Origin of the sequence: Comamonas sp. BIGb0124 (genome assembly GCF_003752175.1) — a bacterium.
GTDB lineage: Bacteria > Pseudomonadota > Gammaproteobacteria > Burkholderiales > Burkholderiaceae_C > Comamonas_F.
On sequence record NZ_RJVF01000012.1, the window covers coordinates 237,308 to 253,515 of the forward strand.

Annotated in this window: 11 protein-coding genes; 6 read left to right on the forward strand and 5 right to left on the reverse strand. The window is 67.2% G+C overall.

All coding sequences use genetic code 11. The annotated features are described in order from the left end of the window. Positions 1-12: 12 nt before the first annotated feature. Positions 13-954 carry an ABC transporter permease gene (locus EC845_RS15580; RefSeq protein WP_123299043.1) on the reverse strand — a complete coding sequence of 314 codons (942 nt, stop codon included), beginning with the start codon at positions 952-954 and terminating at the stop codon, positions 13-15. 76 nt (positions 955-1,030) lie between these two features. Continuing rightward, positions 1,031-2,650: an ABC transporter substrate-binding protein gene (locus EC845_RS15585; protein ID WP_123299044.1), complete on the reverse strand. Its 1,620-nt coding sequence runs from the start codon at positions 2,648-2,650 to the stop codon at positions 1,031-1,033. A 266-nt stretch (positions 2,651-2,916) separates the two neighbouring features. On the opposite strand from EC845_RS15585, the gene EC845_RS15590 reads away from it, so the two are divergent. From EC845_RS15590 to EC845_RS15615, 6 genes are all read left to right on the forward strand, one after another. Next, entirely contained in the window at positions 2,917-4,326 is a 1,410-nt protein-coding gene (locus EC845_RS15590) for a PLP-dependent aminotransferase family protein (protein WP_123299045.1), read from the forward strand. 224 nt (positions 4,327-4,550) lie between these two features. Beyond that, positions 4,551-8,066, forward strand: coding sequence for a transcription-repair coupling factor (mfd, locus tag EC845_RS15595; RefSeq protein ID WP_123299046.1), 3,516 nt, complete (start codon positions 4,551-4,553; stop codon positions 8,064-8,066). Continuing rightward, positions 8,063-9,454, forward strand: coding sequence for an MFS transporter (locus tag EC845_RS15600; RefSeq protein WP_123299047.1), 1,392 nt, complete (start codon positions 8,063-8,065; stop codon positions 9,452-9,454). The genes mfd and EC845_RS15600 overlap by 4 nt, the downstream gene beginning before the upstream one ends. Positions 9,455-9,472: 18 nt before the next feature. After that, complete coding sequence (gene serB, locus EC845_RS15605) at positions 9,473-10,186, forward strand: phosphoserine phosphatase SerB (protein ID WP_123299048.1); 714 nt, start codon at positions 9,473-9,475, stop codon at positions 10,184-10,186. Between the two features lie 117 nt (positions 10,187-10,303). Continuing rightward, positions 10,304-12,154, forward strand: a complete 1,851-nt coding sequence (locus EC845_RS15610) for an ABC transporter ATP-binding protein (RefSeq protein ID WP_370451336.1) — start codon at positions 10,304-10,306, stop codon at positions 12,152-12,154. A gap of 70 nt (positions 12,155-12,224) precedes the next feature. Further along, the gene (locus EC845_RS15615) at positions 12,225-13,016 is read left to right on the forward strand and encodes an IclR family transcriptional regulator (protein WP_123299050.1); all 792 of its coding nucleotides are present in this window, start codon (positions 12,225-12,227) and stop codon (positions 13,014-13,016) included. A gap of 62 nt (positions 13,017-13,078) precedes the next feature. Here the strand turns inward: EC845_RS15615 and EC845_RS15620 are convergent, their stop codons facing one another. From EC845_RS15620 to queF, 3 genes are all read right to left on the reverse strand, one after another. After that, positions 13,079-13,882, reverse strand: a complete 804-nt coding sequence (locus EC845_RS15620) for an aldolase (RefSeq protein WP_123299051.1) — start codon at positions 13,880-13,882, stop codon at positions 13,079-13,081. Positions 13,883-14,009: 127 nt separating this feature from the next. Further along, a complete protein-coding gene (locus EC845_RS15625) occupies positions 14,010-15,131 on the reverse strand; it encodes a mechanosensitive ion channel family protein (protein WP_123299052.1) in 1,122 nt (373 codons plus the stop codon). Positions 15,132-15,292: 161 nt separating this feature from the next. Then, positions 15,293-16,147: an NADPH-dependent 7-cyano-7-deazaguanine reductase QueF gene (gene queF, locus EC845_RS15630; protein WP_123299053.1), complete on the reverse strand. Its 855-nt coding sequence runs from the start codon at positions 16,145-16,147 to the stop codon at positions 15,293-15,295. Positions 16,148-16,208: the final 61 nt, after the last annotated feature.

Consider the following 16,208-nt stretch of genomic DNA (forward strand, 5'->3'; position numbering starts at 1 on the left):
TCGTGGGGGGCATCAATAGCGGATGCGAGGGTCGAGCACCAGGTAGCTCAGGTCGACCAGCAGGTTGACGAGTACGTAGGCCACGGCAAAAAACATCACCACGCCCTGCAGCACGGGAAAGTCGCGGTTGAGCACGGCATCGACCGTGAGCTGGCCGAGGCCCGGAATGGCATAGACGGTCTCGGTCACCACCACGCCGCCGAGCAGCAGCGCGGCACTGACGCCGACCACGGTGGCGACGGGCACGGCGGCATTGCGCAGCGCGTGGTGCATGAGCACGGTGCGTTCTGCAATGCCCTTGGCGCGCGCGGTGCGGATGTAGTCCTCGGTCAGGGCCTCGCTCACGGCCACGCGGGTCACGCGGGCCAGCAGCGCCACGTAGGTCACGGCCAGCGTCAGGCAGGGCAGCACGAGCTGATAGGCCCAGGGCCCCAGACCGCCCGACAACGGACGGTAACCCTGCACCGGGAAGATCTGGACCTTGAGGGCCAGGAAATAGATCAGCACGTAACCGATCACAAAAACCGGAATCGAGAAACCCGCCACCGAGAACGCCATCACGGCACGGTCGAGCCAGCCGCCCATGCGCCAGGCCGCCAGCGTGCCCAGCGGCAGCGCGATCAGCACGGCCAGCAACAGCGTGCCGCCGGCCAGAGACAAGGTGGGTTCCATGCGCTGGCCGATGAGCTTGAGCACCGATTCGTTGAGGAAAAACGAATGCCCGAGGTCGCCGCGCACCACGTGCCCGGCCCACAGCGTGAACTGCTGCCACAGCGGCTGGGTCAGTCCCAGTTGCTCGCGGATGCGGTCGATGTCTTCGCTGGTCGCGCCATTGCCGCCGATGACGGCGGCCGGGTCGCCGGGGGTCAACCGGACGATCATGAAGACCGCGACGGCAACCACCAGCAGGACCGGAAGGGTGGCGGCCAAACGTTTGGCCAGGAAGGTCAGCATCTTGTCTAGCTCCTCGTGATGCGTGGCATGCGGCGGGGCAAGGACGGCTCGCGTCCCCGCCCTTCCCGGGTCTTGTTTATTGCTTCTTGATGTTCCAGTACACCTGGGCACCGGCGGGCACGATGCCGCTGATGTTCTTGCGCACGGCGGCAGGAACGGTGTACTGGCCCAAGGGCACGTGGGTGCCGACCTGGAAGGCGTACAGCTGGGCCTCCTCGGCAATGCGCTTCTTGTCGGCGTCCGTCGTGGCCTGCGCAAAGCGGGACTTGATCTCCTCGAGCTTGGCGTCGTCCATCCAGCCGAACCATCCCTTGTCGCCGCGGGCGTTCATCATGGCCATGGTCAGCGGGTTCTGAATGTCCTCGGCCACCCACGAAGTGATGAAGGCATTCCAGCCGCCGGCCTGCGGCGCGTCCTTGCGGGCGCGGCGCGAGACCAGGCTCTGCCAGTCCATGTTCTGCAGATCGACCTTGAAGCCGGCCTGCTCGAGCTGCTGCTTGGCCACCAGGGGCAGCTTGCCGATGGTGGTCTGGTCGGTCGGACGCATCAGCACGATCGGTTCGCCCTTGTAGCCCGCCTCGGCCAGCAGTGCCTTGGCCTTCTGGATCTGCGGCACGCCGGTGTAGTCGCCCGTGCTGTCGGACGCGAAGGGCGTACCGCACGGGTACATGCTGCGGCAGGTCTTGTAGAGCTGCTTGTCGCTCACCTGCGTGCGCAGCATCGCCTCCTGGCCCAGCGCCAGCAGGGCGGCGTGGCGGATCTTCTCGTTGTCGAACGGCGCATGCAGGAAGTTGAAACGCAGGCTGAACTGGAAGCCGTTGGGCTGTGCGTCGACGATCCGGATATCGGGGTTGTCGCGGAACGTGGCGTACTGCTCGAATGCCGGCTGCTCGATGATGTCGATCTCGCCGGTCAGCAGCGCGTTCATCTGGGTCTGCGGGTCGCGGATGAAGCGCCATTCGACCTTGTCGACATACACCACCTTGCCTCCGGCAGTCCCCGAAGGCGGCTCGGCGCGCGGCTTGTAGGCAGGGTTCTTGTCGAACACCGCGACCTGGCCCGGACGGAACTCGTCGGCCTTGAAGAGATAGGGTCCCGAACCCACGATCTCCTTGATCTGCGTGTCGCCGGGGGTCTCGGCGATGCGCCGGGGCATGATGAAGGGCACGTTCGAGGACGGCTTGCCCAGGGCTTCGAGCACCAGCCCGAAAGGCTGCTTGAGCACGATCTGGAAGGTCTTGGCATCGACGGCCTCGTAGCGGTCGAGCGACTGCGCCATCAGCCCGCCCAGCGTATCGCGGCTGGACCAGCGCTTGAGCGAAGCGATCACGTCCTCGCTCGTCACTGCGGCGCCATCGCTGAAGGCCAGGCCGTCGCGCAGCGTGAAGGTCCAGGTCTTGTTGTCGGCCGAAGTCGTCCACTTGCCCACCATCTGCGGCTGGATCTTGCCCTGGGCATCGGTGCCGAACAGGGTGTCGAACACCATGTAGCCGAAGTTGCGGGTGACATACGCCGTGGTCCAGATCGGATCGAGCACGGTGATGGTGGTCGACGGCACGATGCGCAGCGTCTCGGCGGCTGCACCCTGGGCCATGCCCAGCGTGGACGCGCCCAGAAGGGCTGCCGCGGCGCCCCAGGCGATCTGGCGGCGGTTGAGGCCTGTGCGCCAGGCTTTCAAGACTTGGGTGGGATGCATGGACCGGTTTCCTGTGATGGGTTCGAGCCGTTCGGGCCCGCGGGCTGATCTGGCGCAGGTCAGCGGTGAAATGAACCGCTGTCCTGCTGATGGCGAATGTAGGTTCACAAAGCGCTTGTGGATATAGACAGTTGCTCATAGCATTACCAATACAGTTGGCGCCGGACCCTGGCTGCGAGGTCGCCGCGCCCCCGACACGCCCCTGCACGGTGCATGCGCCGCACCACTTCGGAACATCACCGGCCACCGCCCTGGAGCCTTTCGCCATGCCGACCTTCATTCCCGACCCGAACCTGGGCATGCCGCTGGTCCGCCAGTTCTACGAAGCCCTGGCCGCGCAGATCGACAAGGGCCAGCTCAAGCCCGGCAGCAAGCTGCCCTCGGTGCGCCAGCAGGCCCGCGAGGCCGGCGTGAGCACCATGACGGTGACCAATGCCTATGGCCGACTGGTGGCCGAGAACTACATCGAGGCCCGCGCGGGAAGCGGCTATTACGTGACCAGCGCACCGCCGCCCGCACTGCAGCGGCGCAAGCCGTTCGTGGGCCGTACCTCGGTCGATTCGTTGTGGCTGCTGCAACGGGTCTACGAAGACGACAGCACCTTGCTCAATGCCGGCTGCGGCTGGATACGCCCCGACTGGCTGCATATAGACGGTGTGAGACAGGCCCTGGCCAGCCTGGCCCGCAAGAAATCGGCGGGACTGGCGAGCTACGGCACGCCGCAGGGTTACCTGCCGCTGCGCCAGCACATCGAGACGCTGCTGGCCCAGCGCTCGATCCAGGCGCCGGCCCACCAGATCGTGCTCACGCACGGTGCTTCGCAGGCCCTGGCCATGGCCGGGCGGGCGCTGCTGCAGCCGCGCGACGTGGCCCTGGTCGATGCGCCGGGATCGACCAATTTCTTTGCCACGCTGCGCTCGCTCGACCTGCGGCTGGCTGGCGTCGAGCGGCGCGTCGACGGACCCGACGTGCAGGCGCTCGAGGCCCTGGTGCAGCGCCACCGGCCCAAGGTGTTCTTCACCACCATGCACCTGCACAACCCCACCGGCAGTTCCTGTTCGCCCACCGTGGCCTACCAGATCCTGCGGCTGGCCGAGCAGTACGATTTCCGCATCGTCGAGAACGACGTGATGGCCGGGCTGGAGCCCCCCGGACTGCCCAACCTCGCCAGTCTGGACCAGCTCAAGCGGGTGATCTATGTGGGCAGCTTCGCCAAGACCGTCTCGCCCAGCCTGCGCGTCGGTTTTGTCGCCGCCAGCGAGGACGTCACCGAAAAGATGGTCTACCAGAAGATGGTCGGCAGCCTGACCAGCTCCGAACTCAGCGAAAAGCTGCTGCACAGCGTGCTGGTCGACGGCAACTACCGCTCCCACATCCACCGGCTGGCCCAGCGCCTGGCCCAGGCGCAGAACGACGTGTGCGACGGCCTCGAGGCGGCAGGCATGACACTCTTCACGCGTCCGGCCGGCGGTCCCTTCCTGTGGGCCGGATTCCCGCGCGACATCGACGTGCAGAAAGTGGCCCAGGAGGCCGTCTCGGAGGGCCTGCTGCTGGCGCCCGGCCTGCTGTTCTACCCGGACCAGCGGCCCATCCCCTGGCTGCGCTTCAACGTCTGCTACGCCAACGATCCCACCCTCATGCGTTTCCTGCGCCGCCAGGTCGACGCCGGCGGCTGAACGCACGGCCAGACGCCGCGCCCGGCGAACCGGCCAGGGCCTGTCTCCCCCCGTTTCTGCATGGGCAATCCGGCAGGCCGCAAGCGCCGTGCGCCGCTCGCCACTAAAATCGAAGGCTGTCACGACCCCCTCTCCAGCCCGGCGAGGGGTTTTGTCGTTGCCGTGCCCCCGTGTCGCCCTGGCGGCTGCCGGCTCGCGGCGCCCTCCGGCTCAGCTCAAGACCCATGGAACTGCCCAAACTCTCCGTCGGCAAACGTTTTGCCCTGCCCCGTCCGGTCGGTTCGGCCGATTCGCTGCTGCTCGCGCGGCTCGCCGACCGCGAGCGCCGAGCGGGGCGGCTGACCGCCATCGTCACGGCCAGCGCGCAGGATGCCCAGCGCCTGATGGGCGAGCTGCCGTTCTTTGCACCCGAACTGCGCTGCACGCTGTTTCCCGACTGGGAGACCCTGCCCTACGACGGTTTCTCGCCGCACCAGGATCTGATCTCCGAGCGCCTGGCCACGCTGTGGCGCATCTCGCAGGGCGAAGCCGACGTGGTGCTGATCCCGGCGACCACCGCGCTCTACCGCCTGGCGCCGCCCGCCTTCCTGGCCGGCTACACCTTCCACTTCACGAGCGGCCAGAAGCTCGACGAGGCCAAGCTCAAGGCCCAGCTCACGCTGGCCGGCTACACCCATGTGACCCAGGTGGTGAGCCCGGGCGAGTACGCCGTGCGCGGCAGCCTCATCGACCTGTTCCCCATGGGCTCGCTGCAGCCCTACCGGGTCGATCTGTTCGACGACGAGATCGACTCGATCCGCACCTTCGATCCCGACAGCCAGCGCAGCCTCTACCCGGTGCCCGAAGTGCGGCTGCTGCCGGGCAGGGAGTTCCCCATGGACGACGAAGCGCGCGCGCGCTTCCGCAACCGCTGGCGCGAACTTCTGGAAGGCGACCCCACCAAGAGCCGCATCTACAAGGACATGGGCAACGGCGTGGCGACCGCCGGCATCGAGTACTACCTGCCGCTGTTCTTCGAGAGCACGGCCACGGTGTTCGACTATTTCGCCCAGGCCGCGACCGGCGACGGCGCGACGCTGGTGCTCCATGGCGATCTGGAATCGGCCTTCCACGCCTTCTGGCAGGACACGGCCGACCGTTACCGCCTGGCCCGCACCGACCCCGAACGCCCGGCCCTGCCGCCCGAAAGCCTGTTCCTGCGCGCCGAGCAGTTCTATGAACTCGCCAAGGGCCACGCCCAGTTGGCCTTGCGCAGCGCCAGGGAAGGCGGCGCCGACGATATCGCCGACAGCGCCTTTGCCCTCGCCCTGCCGTCGCTGGTGGTGAGCAAGGGCGGCGAAGAACCGCTGCAGCAGCTCCAGGCTTTCCTGCGCCAGCCGGCACGTCGCGTGCTGGTGCTGGCCGAGAGCGACGGCCGGCGCGAAAGCCTGCTCGACTTTCTGCGCGCCAGCCAGTTGCAACCGGTTCTATTCGATTCCCTGGCCGAATTCCAGGGCAGCGACGAGGCCCTGGGCATGGCGACGTCGACCCTGGTCAACGGCTTCGACTGGGCCGAGACCGGCATCGCCCTGGTCACCGAGACCGAGCTCTTCGCCACCAGCACGGGCGCCCGCCGCCGGCGCCGCCAGGAACAGGTCAGCGACGTCGAGTCCCTCATCAAGGACCTCAGCGAACTCAAGGTCGGCGACCCCGTCGTGCACGCGCAGCACGGCATCGGCCGCTACCACGGCCTGGTCAACATGGACATCGGCCAGAGCAACCCCGACGGCAGCCCGGCGCTGCAGGAGTTCCTGCACCTCGAGTACGCCGACAAGGCCACGCTCTACGTGCCCGTCAGCCAGTTGCACCAGATCAGCCGCTACAGCGGCGTCTCGCCCGACGAAGCGCCGCTGCACCGCCTGGGCAGCGGCCAGTGGGACAAGGCCAAGCGCCGCGCCGCCGAACAGGTGCGCGATGCCGCCGCCGAACTGCTCAACATCTATGCCCGCCGGGCCGCACGCGAGGGCCACGCATTCCGCTACAGCGCCCAGGATTACGAGACCTTCGCCACCGATTTCGGCTTCGCGGAAACGGCCGACCAGAACGCCGCCATCCACGCCGTCATCCAGGACATGATCTCGCCCCAGCCCATGGACCGCCTGGTCTGCGGCGACGTCGGCTTCGGCAAGACCGAAGTGGCCCTGCGTGCCGCGTTCATCGCCGTCATGGGCGGCAGGCAGGTCGCCTTCCTCGCGCCCACCACGCTGCTGGCCGAGCAGCATTACCAGACGCTGGTCGACCGCTTTGCCAAGTGGCCGGTCAAGGTCGCCGAGATGAGCCGCTTCCGCACCACCAAGGAAGTCAACGCCGCCATCAAGGGCCTGGGCGACGGCACCGTCGACATCGTCGTCGGCACCCACAAGCTGCTGTCCAAGGACGTGCAGTTCGACCGCCTGGGCCTGCTCATCATCGACGAGGAACACCGCTTCGGCGTGCGTCACAAAGAGGCGATGAAGGCCATGCGCGCCGAGGTCGACGTGCTGACGCTCACCGCCACCCCCATTCCGCGCACGCTGGGCATGGCGCTCGAAGGCCTGCGCGACCTGTCCGTCATCGCCACGGCACCGCAGCGCCGGCTGGCCATCAAGACCTTCGTGCGCAACGAGAACAACGGCGTCATCCGCGAAGCGGTGCTGCGCGAGCTCAAGCGCGGCGGCCAGGTCTACTTCCTGCACAACGAGGTCGAGACCATCGAGAACCGGCGCGAGCGCCTGCAGGAACTGCTGCCCGAGGCCCGCATCGCCGTCGCCCACGGCCAGATGCCCGAGCGCGAGCTGGAAAAAGTCATGCGCGACTTCGTGGCCCAGCGCCACAATCTGCTGCTGTGCTCGACCATCATCGAGACCGGCATCGACGTGCCGACGGCCAACACCATCGTCATGGCGCGTGCCGACCGCTTCGGCCTGGCGCAGTTGCACCAGTTGCGCGGACGCGTCGGACGCAGTCACCACCAGGCCTATGCCTACCTCATGGTGCCCGACATCGAGAGCCTGACGAAGCAGGCCGCCCAGCGCCTCGAGGCCATCCAGCAGATGGAGGAACTGGGCAGCGGTTTCTACCTGGCGATGCACGATCTGGAGATCCGCGGCGCCGGCGAAGTGCTGGGCGAGAACCAGAGCGGCAACATGCTCGAGGTCGGTTTCCAGCTCTACAACGAGATGCTGGCCGAAGCCGTCCGCTGCCTCAAGGAAGGCAAGGAACCCGATCTGCTGGCGCCCCTGGCCGCCACCACCGACATCAACCTGCACGCGCCCGCCCTGCTGCCGGACGACTACTGCGGCGACGTGCAATTGCGCCTGTCCTTCTACAAACGCTTCGCCACCGCGCGCCGCAACGACGAGATCGACCTGTTGCTCGAGGAGATCGTCGACCGTTTCGGCAAGCTGCCGCCGCAGGCCCAGACGCTGGTAGACGTGCACCGCCTGCGCTGCCTGAGCGCGCCCTACGGCGTGCTCAAGGTCGATGCCGCGCCGGGCGTGATCAGCATCACGTTCAAGCCCAATCCGCCGGTCGACCCGATGGCCATCATCGGGCTGATCCAGAAGAACAAGCACATCAAGCTCGCCGGCAACGACAAGCTGCGCATCGAGAAACCCCTGCCCGATCCCAAGGACCGCGCGCAGATGGTGCGCGACGTGCTGCGCAACCTCGGCCAGCCCATGGCCGCTGCCGACGGCACTCGCGAAAAGGCCACCGCATGAGCAGTGCCGCATCGCCCCGAGGGACCGCGCCGTCGCCTGGCACCGAAGACGGCCTGCCCATGCCGCGACGGATCTGGGCGGTGATGGCGATCTCGCTGGCCATCATCCTCAGCGTGCTCGACGGCACGCTGGCCAACGTGGCACTGCCCACCATTGCACGCGACCTGGGCGCCAGCCCCTCGGATGCGGTGTGGATCGTCAACGCCTACCAGCTCGCCATCATCGCCACGCTGCTGCCGCTGGCCGCACTGGGCGAACACCTGGGCTATCGCAACATCTTCCGTGCGGGGGTGGTGCTGTTCACGCTGGCCTCGCTGGGCTGCGCGCTGGCGGGCTCCATCCATGCCTTGGTTGCCCTGCGCGTGCTGCAGGGGCTGGGGGCCAGCGCCATCATGTGCTGCTCGTCGGCCCTGCTGCGCTACACCTATCCGGCGGCGGAGTTCGGCCGCGGCATCGGCCGCAACGCCTTTGTGGTGACCATCGCCTCGGCTGCCGGCCCCAGCGTCTGCGCGGCGGTGCTGTCGGTGGCCGACTGGCCCTGGCTGTTCGTGCTCAACGTCCCGCTGGGCCTGGCCGCCTATGCCGCCAGCCGGACGCTGCCCCACACGCAGCGCCAGCAGCGCACGTTCGACGTGTCCAGCATCGTGCTCAACGCCCTGGGCATGTGCCTGGGCGTGGTCGGGCTGGACCTGCTGGCGCGCGCCCCCCGGGTCGCGCTGCCGCTGATCGCCCTGGCCGCCGTCTGCGTGTGGCTGCTGGTGCGGCGCAGCCGCAGTCAGGCGGCGCCCCTGCTGCCGCTCGACCTCTTTGCCATCCAGCGCTTTCGCTGGGCGATCTCGGCCTCGTTCTGCATGTTCGCGGCACAGATGTGTGCGTTCGTCGCCCTGCCCTTCTATCTGCAGCACACGCTGGGCCGCAGCGCCGTGCAGACCGGGCTGCTGATGACGGCCTGGCCGATCGGCTCGTCGCTCACCAACCTGGCGGTGTCGCATTTCGTCGACCGGGTCCAGGCCGCCACGCTGTGCGTGATCGGTGCCGGACTGCTGATCGCCGGCCTGGGCGGCGCGGCCCTGCTGCCTGCGGCCGCGCCCGACACCTGGCTGGTCGTCGGCCTGCTGGTCGCCGGCATCGGCTTCGGATTTTTCCAGGCCCCCAACAACCGCGACATGCTGTCCGCACCGCCGCGTTCGCGCAGCGGCGCGGCCGGCGGCATGCAGGCCACGGCCCGTGTCAACGGGCAGACCTGGGGCGCGGCCCTGGCGGGTTTATGCTTTGCCCTGACCACGGCCCAGGGGGCCACGCTGGCTCTGGTGGCCGCCATGAGTTTTTCCGCTGCAGCCATGGTCATCAACCTGGTGCGCAGGCAAGTCGTCCAGCCCTATTCCTGATCCTTTCCTTCCCTCATCATGAGCAACACACACGAATTCGCGCCCGGCCTGACCCTGCAGGGCATCGCAGCCCCCCTGGCATTGGCCGACTACAGACTCATCGGCTTCGACATGGACTCCACGCTCATCACCATCGAGTGCATCGACGAGATCGCCGATGCGGTGGGCAAGAAGGCCGAAGTCGCCGCCATCACCGAAGCCACCATGCGCGGCGAGATCACCAGCTTCCGCGACAGCCTGCGCCAGCGCGTGGCCCTGCTCAAGGGCGTGCCCGTGGGCGCCCTGCAAGAGGTCTACGACCAGCGCCTGCAGCTCAGTCCCGGGGCCGAGACGCTGGTGCGTGCCTGCCAGGAAGCCGGACTCAAGACCTTGCTGGTTTCGGGCGGCTTCACTTTCTTCTCCGAAAAACTGCGGCACCGCCTGGGCCTGGATTTCGTGCGCGCCAACCAGCTCGAGCAGGACAACGGCGTGCTGACCGGGCAGGTCGTCCGCCAGGACTGGGGCGACGTGTGCGACGGCGACATCAAGCGGCGCACGCTGCTGGGCATCGCCTCGCTGATCGGCATCAGTCCGGCCCAGACCATTGCCGTGGGCGATGGCTCGAACGACATTCCGATGATGGAGGCCGCAGGCCTGTCGGTGGCCTACCACGCCAAACCGCGCGTGCGGGCGGTCGCCAAGGTGGCCATCAACCAGGGCGGCCTCGACCGCCTGCTCGAGATTCTGCGCTGACACCACAGACGACAGGGACAGCCGCGTCCTGTCATGCGATCTACAAGCGGGCCGGGCATCATGGCACGCCGCCGGACTTTCACCGAGCCGGCGCATCCAGACGAGGAGACACGGATTTTGTTTCAGTGGTTCGAAAAATTGCTCCCGCCCTTCGGCCGGGACGGACAGGACACGTTGGCCGCCGAGGCCGAACCGATGCCTCAGCGGCTGGTCCCCTTCATCTGGGCCGCCACCCAAGGGGCTCGCCCGTGGCTGCTGGCGATGATGTTCTTCACCGCGCTGGCCGGGGCTTTCGAAGCCTGGCTGTACGCCATGCTCGGCCAGGTCGTCGACCGGCTCAGCGCCACGCCGGCCGACCAGTTGCTGCAGACCGAGAAGGCCAGCATCGCCTGGGCGATCGCGATCCTGCTGGGCAGCATCGTGCTGATCGCTCTTCAGACGGTGTTCAAGCACCAGGCGCTGGCCGGCAACTTCCCCATGATGCTGCGCTGGCGCTTCCACCGCTGGCTGCTCAACCAGAGCATGGGCTTTTTCCAGGACGAATTCGCCGGCCGCATCTCGGCCAAAGTCATGCAGACGGCCCTGTCCGTGCGCGACATCTGCATCATCGTGGGCGACGTGCTGGTCTTCATGGGCATCACCTTCACCGCCATGGTCGTGGTGGTGGGCTCCTTCGACAGCGTGCTGCTGCTGCCGTTCGCGGCGTGGTTCACGCTGTACATCCTGACCATCGTCTTTTTTGTGCCGCGCCTGGGGGCCAGTGCCAAGGCGCAGGCCAGCGCACGGTCGCTGATGACGGGGCGGATCACCGATGCCTACACCAACATCGCCACCGTCAAGCTGTTCTCGCACGCCGGACGCGAGGCCGACTACGCCCGCAGCGCGATGCGCGAGTTCCTGTCCACCGTGTACCGCCAGATGCGTCTGGTCAGCGCCTTCGAGATCGTCAACCATGCGCTGATGGTCCTGCTCATCCTCTCCACCGCGGGCGTGGCGATCTACCTCTGGGTGCAAGGCCAGGTGGGCCCGGGCGCGGTGGCCGCCGCCACGGCCATGACGCTGCGGCTGATCGGCCTGTCGCACTGGATCCTGTGGGAAGCGGCCGCCCTGTTCGAACACCTGGGTACCGTCCAGGACGGCCTGAACTCCATCGCCCGCGGCCAGACCATCCGCGACCAGCCCGGTGCGCCCGCACTGAAGGTCAGCCGGGGCGAGGTCAAGTTCGAGAACGTCTCGTTCGGCTACGGACAGGACAAACCCGTCATCGACCGCCTCGACCTGACCATCCGGCCCGGCGAAAAAATCGGCCTGGTCGGCCGTTCGGGTGCGGGCAAGTCGACCATCGTCAATCTCCTGCTGCGCTTCTACGACATCGACAGCGGCCGCCTGCTCATCGACGGCCAGGACATCTCGACCGTCACGCAGGAAAGCCTGCGGGCGCAGATCGGCATGGTCACGCAGGACACGGCGCTGCTGCACCGCTCGGTGCGCGAGAACATCCTCTACGGCAAACCCCAGGCCGGCGACGAGGACATGGAACGTGCCGCGCGGCAGGCCCACGCACACGAGTTCATCACGGCGCTCAGGGACATGCAAGGCCACAGCGGCTACGACGTGCACGTGGGCGAACGCGGCGTGAAGCTTTCGGGCGGGCAGCGCCAGCGCATCGCGATCGCGCGCGTGATGCTCAAGGATGCCCCCATCCTGCTGCTCGACGAAGCCACCAGTGCGCTCGACTCCGAGGTCGAGTCCGCCATCCAGGGCAGCCTCGACACGCTGATGCAGGGCAAGACCGTGATCGCCATCGCGCACCGGCTCTCGACCATCGCCGCCATGGACAGGCTGATCGTGCTCGATCGGGGCCGTGTCGTGGAAGAAGGCACCCATGCCGACCTGCTCGCCCGCGGCGGCATCTACGCCCGGCTTTGGGCCCACCAGAGCGGCGGTTTCCTGACGAATCACGACTGATCCGAATCGAAAGGCACACCGCGTCGGTAGAATCGTCTATCGATTTCTCCCGGCCGACGCCTTTCCTTTCATGCGCTCCGACACTGCCGAGGCCGTCGAGGCCGATCCGCTCTTCAACCAGTCGCTCGAAAAAGGGCTGGCGGTGCTCCGTGCCTTCGACGCCACCCATCGCACCATGACGCTGGCCGACATCGCTGTCGCCGCCGGCATGAACAAGGCATCGGCGCAGCGCACGGTGCACACGCTGCAGGTTCTGGGCTACATCGGAAAGCACCCGCAGACGCGGCGTTTCCGCCTGCTGCCCAAGGTCATGGAGCTGGGCTTCAGCTACGTCATCGCCAACTCGACGCTGCGTGCAGCGCATCCCTACCTGTCGCAGCTGGCGCACACCAGCGGCGAAACGGCCTGCCTCACCGAGCCGATCGGCCTGGACATGATGTACGTATCGCAATCGGGCACGTCGGCCTTCATCCCGATGCTCACCCCCATCGGCATGCGGGTGCCCATGTATTGCACCAGCTCGGGCCGGGCCTACCTCAGCCGCCTGCCCGACGAATCGGTGCGGCAGATGATCGAACAGTCCAACCGGGTCGCCCGAACGCCGCACACGCGGGTCGAGGTGGACGACGTGATGGCCACGATCGACGAGTGCCGCCGCGTGGGCTTTGCCATGAATGTCGAGGAGCTTTTCCTGGGCGACATGGGCGTCGGGGCCCCCATCGTCGACAGCCGGGGCACGCCGCTGGGCGCCGTCCACCTGGCGCCGCCCAGCAGCCACTGGACAGCCGAATCGGCACGGCAGAAACTGGGGCCGCTGGTGGCCGCGTGTGCCCGCGCCATTTCGGAATCGCTGCCGCACTGAACGGCAGCCCAGTTGCGTGGACGCCGCCAGCACCGGCCGCTGACGACCGTGCCGGTTGCGCCTCAGTCCGGCAATTGCCGGCGCAAGGCTTCGAAGAACAAGGTGGACTGCAGCCGCTCGCTCTCCACTTGCGCACCCACATGCGCCGCCAGGGCGGGCGCGGCGGGCTTGAGCGGCAGGCCCGTCGAGCGCGCCAGCACCTCGGCCTGGCAGGCACGCTCGAGGTAGTAGAGGTCGTCGTAGGCATAGGCCACATCGGTGCCGCAGACCACCACGCCGTGGTTGGCCAGGAACACCACATCGGCGCCGTCCATGGCGTGCGCGATGCGCAGGCCCTCCGAATCGTCGAGCGCCAGGCCGTTGTAGTCGGGGTCGATCATCACGCGCCCATGAAAACGCATGGCATTCTGCGACAGCGTGGTGTCGAGCGCCCGTGGCGCCACCAGCGTCAGGGCCGTCGCGTAGGGCATGTGCGTGTGCAGCACACAGGCCTTGCCCGCCACGCGGTGGATGGCGGCATGGATGAACATCGCCGTCGGCTCCACTTCGTGCCGGCCCGCCAGCCGCTGCCCGGACGCATCGGTGAGCACGATGTCATCGGCTTTCACCTCGCTCCACAGCAGACCCCGCGGGTTGATCAGGAAGCAGCCCGAATCGCCCGGCAACATCACGCTGAAATGGTTGCACACCCCTTCTCCCAGCCCATGCAGCGCGGCCGCTCGCAATGCCAGCGCCAAGTCGTGCCGCAACTGGGTGGTGACCGCCGAGCGGTAGAGATCCTGCGCGTCGAAAGCCGGTTCGGCAACGCTGGCAGGGGCAGCACGCTCGGCAGCAAGCGCGGCAGTGGGTTCGGCAAAAGCACTCATGGAACAGGTCTATCGAGAATGATCGGGATGAAGCGGACGCCGCGCAGACAGGCGGCGCACGCACGATCGACTCACGCAAGAAGCGGGCCGGACGGCACCCGTTCAGCCCCGAACGACCGTGTACCGATCAGGATTGCGCCGGCCGAAGTCCGGTCCCTTGCGGCTCGTCGCGCGCTGCGCTGGTGGGCGTGCTCACATGCAGCGTACGGGTCGGCAGTGCAAAAGAAACGCCACGCGCCTGCAACTCGCGCATCAGGCCCAGGTTGACCTTCTGCTGCAGATCCATGTAGAGGTTGTAGCCCGGATCGAGCACGATGTAGACGACTTCGAAATCCAGCGAGCTCTCGCCGAAGCCCTTGAAATGCGCCCGGTCGTAGCGCAGTTGAGGCTCGGCCTCGATCAGTCCCCGCACGATGCCCGGGATCTGTTCGACCTGCTCGACGGGCGTGCCGTAACTCACGCCGAATCCGAAGACGATGCGCCGCTCGGCCATGAGCTTGAAGTTGTTGATGGTCTGCTTGAGCAGATCGGTATTCGACATCACGACCTGTTCACCGCTCAGGCTTCTCAGGCGTGTGGTCTTCAGCCCGACGTGCTGCACCGTCCCCACGGCGCTGCCGGCCACGATGAAGTCACCCACCTGAAACGGCTTGTCGACGGCAATCGCCAGCGAGGCCAGCAGGTCGGCCAGCACGTTCTGCACGGCCAGGGCGATCGCGATGCCGCCGATGCCCAGGCTGGCCACGAAGGCCGTGATGTTCACGCCCAGATTGGCCAGCATCGCCAGCAGGACCGTGGCCCACAGCAAGGTCCGCAGGCCCCAGGTCACCAGCATGGCCGAGGCGCTCAACTGGGCCGTCGTGGCAGTGCCCTCGTTGCCCGCATGGCGATCGACATAGGCCTGCACGCTGAGCATGATGGCACGTGTGCCCCACAGGCCGATCTGCACCGCCACGGCGACAAACCACAGTTGGCCGAGGCGACTCTGCCAGCGCTCGGGCACATCCAGCAGGCCGACGCCGATCAGCAGGGCCACCAGGGCGATGAGCAATTGACTGGTGCCGCGCAAGACCTCGGCTGCGATATGAGCGCCGCGGCTGCCACGGCTGCGGGCTATCGACTCGAGCCGGCTGCGCAGCAGCCCCAGGCCACCGCCGATCAGCACATAGGCCAGCACCACCGCCGCCCCCGCCACCAACCAACTGATCAGCGGCAATCCCATGACCGTATAGCCCTCGATGCGATCCATCCAATCTTGCAAAACCAGTCCTTTCAATCCATACGCAGCAAACCATGACAAACGAAAGCAGGCTGTTTCCAGCCTGCATCGGGTTGTCTTCGATTATGTGGATGGGTGGCAGGCCCTGCAAGGCGCTGTGTCCTACAGCCCCTGGCCGCAAGCGCGCGGCCTTACTGTCGCGCCGTGCGCACGGCGCGCGGCAGGGCCTGCGGATAACTGCTGCGCCAGGGGTTGATGTCGAGGCCGCCCCGGCGGGTGTAGCGGGCATAGACCGCCAGCTTCACCGGTTTGCATTGGCGCCAGATGTCCATGTAGATGCGCTCGACGCACTGCTCATGGAACTCGTTGTGGTTGCGGAAACTCACCAGGTACTGCAGCAGCCCGGCCTGGTCGATCTGCGGACCGGTGTAGCTGATCTGCACGCTGCCCCAGTCCGGCTGGCCGGTCACCAGGCAATTGCTTTTCAGCAGATGCGAGACCAGCACCTCGCTGACCGGCAACTCGTTGCGGGTGGCTTGCAGCAGCGCGGGTTCGGGTGTGTAGTGGCTGCACTCGACATCGAGTCGATCGAGGTTCAGGCCGTCGAGCTCGTGGATGGGCTGCGCATCGAAGGCCTCGGGCAACACCAGGGCGACGGCCACGCCGGCTCCGGCCGCCGCGCTCAGGTCCTGCTGCAGGCGCACGCGCACTTCGTCGGCATCGGCCAGCCGGGTGTTGTTGAAGCTGTTGAGATAAAGCTTGAGCGACTTGCTCTCCACGATGCAGGGCGAATCGCAGGGCACGGTGAACTGCGCCAGCGCCACCTGCGGCTTGCCCTTGGGATTGAGCCAGCTCAGTTCGTAGGCCGTCCACAGATCGGCCCCCATGAACGGAATCGCACCCGGCAGGCCGATCTCCTGGCGCTTGCCCAGCCGCGGAATGGGAAACAGCAGGCCGGCATCGTACTGATCGACATAGGCCGAGGTCTTGCCGAGCTGCGAGTTCTCGGCGGTGTTCGGGGCGGCAGCGGGCTGGGAATCGGACATGATGGTCGAAGCAGGAGGAGCGGCCCCGGGGCCGCCCGGACGGGCCGCTGCGGAGACGCGG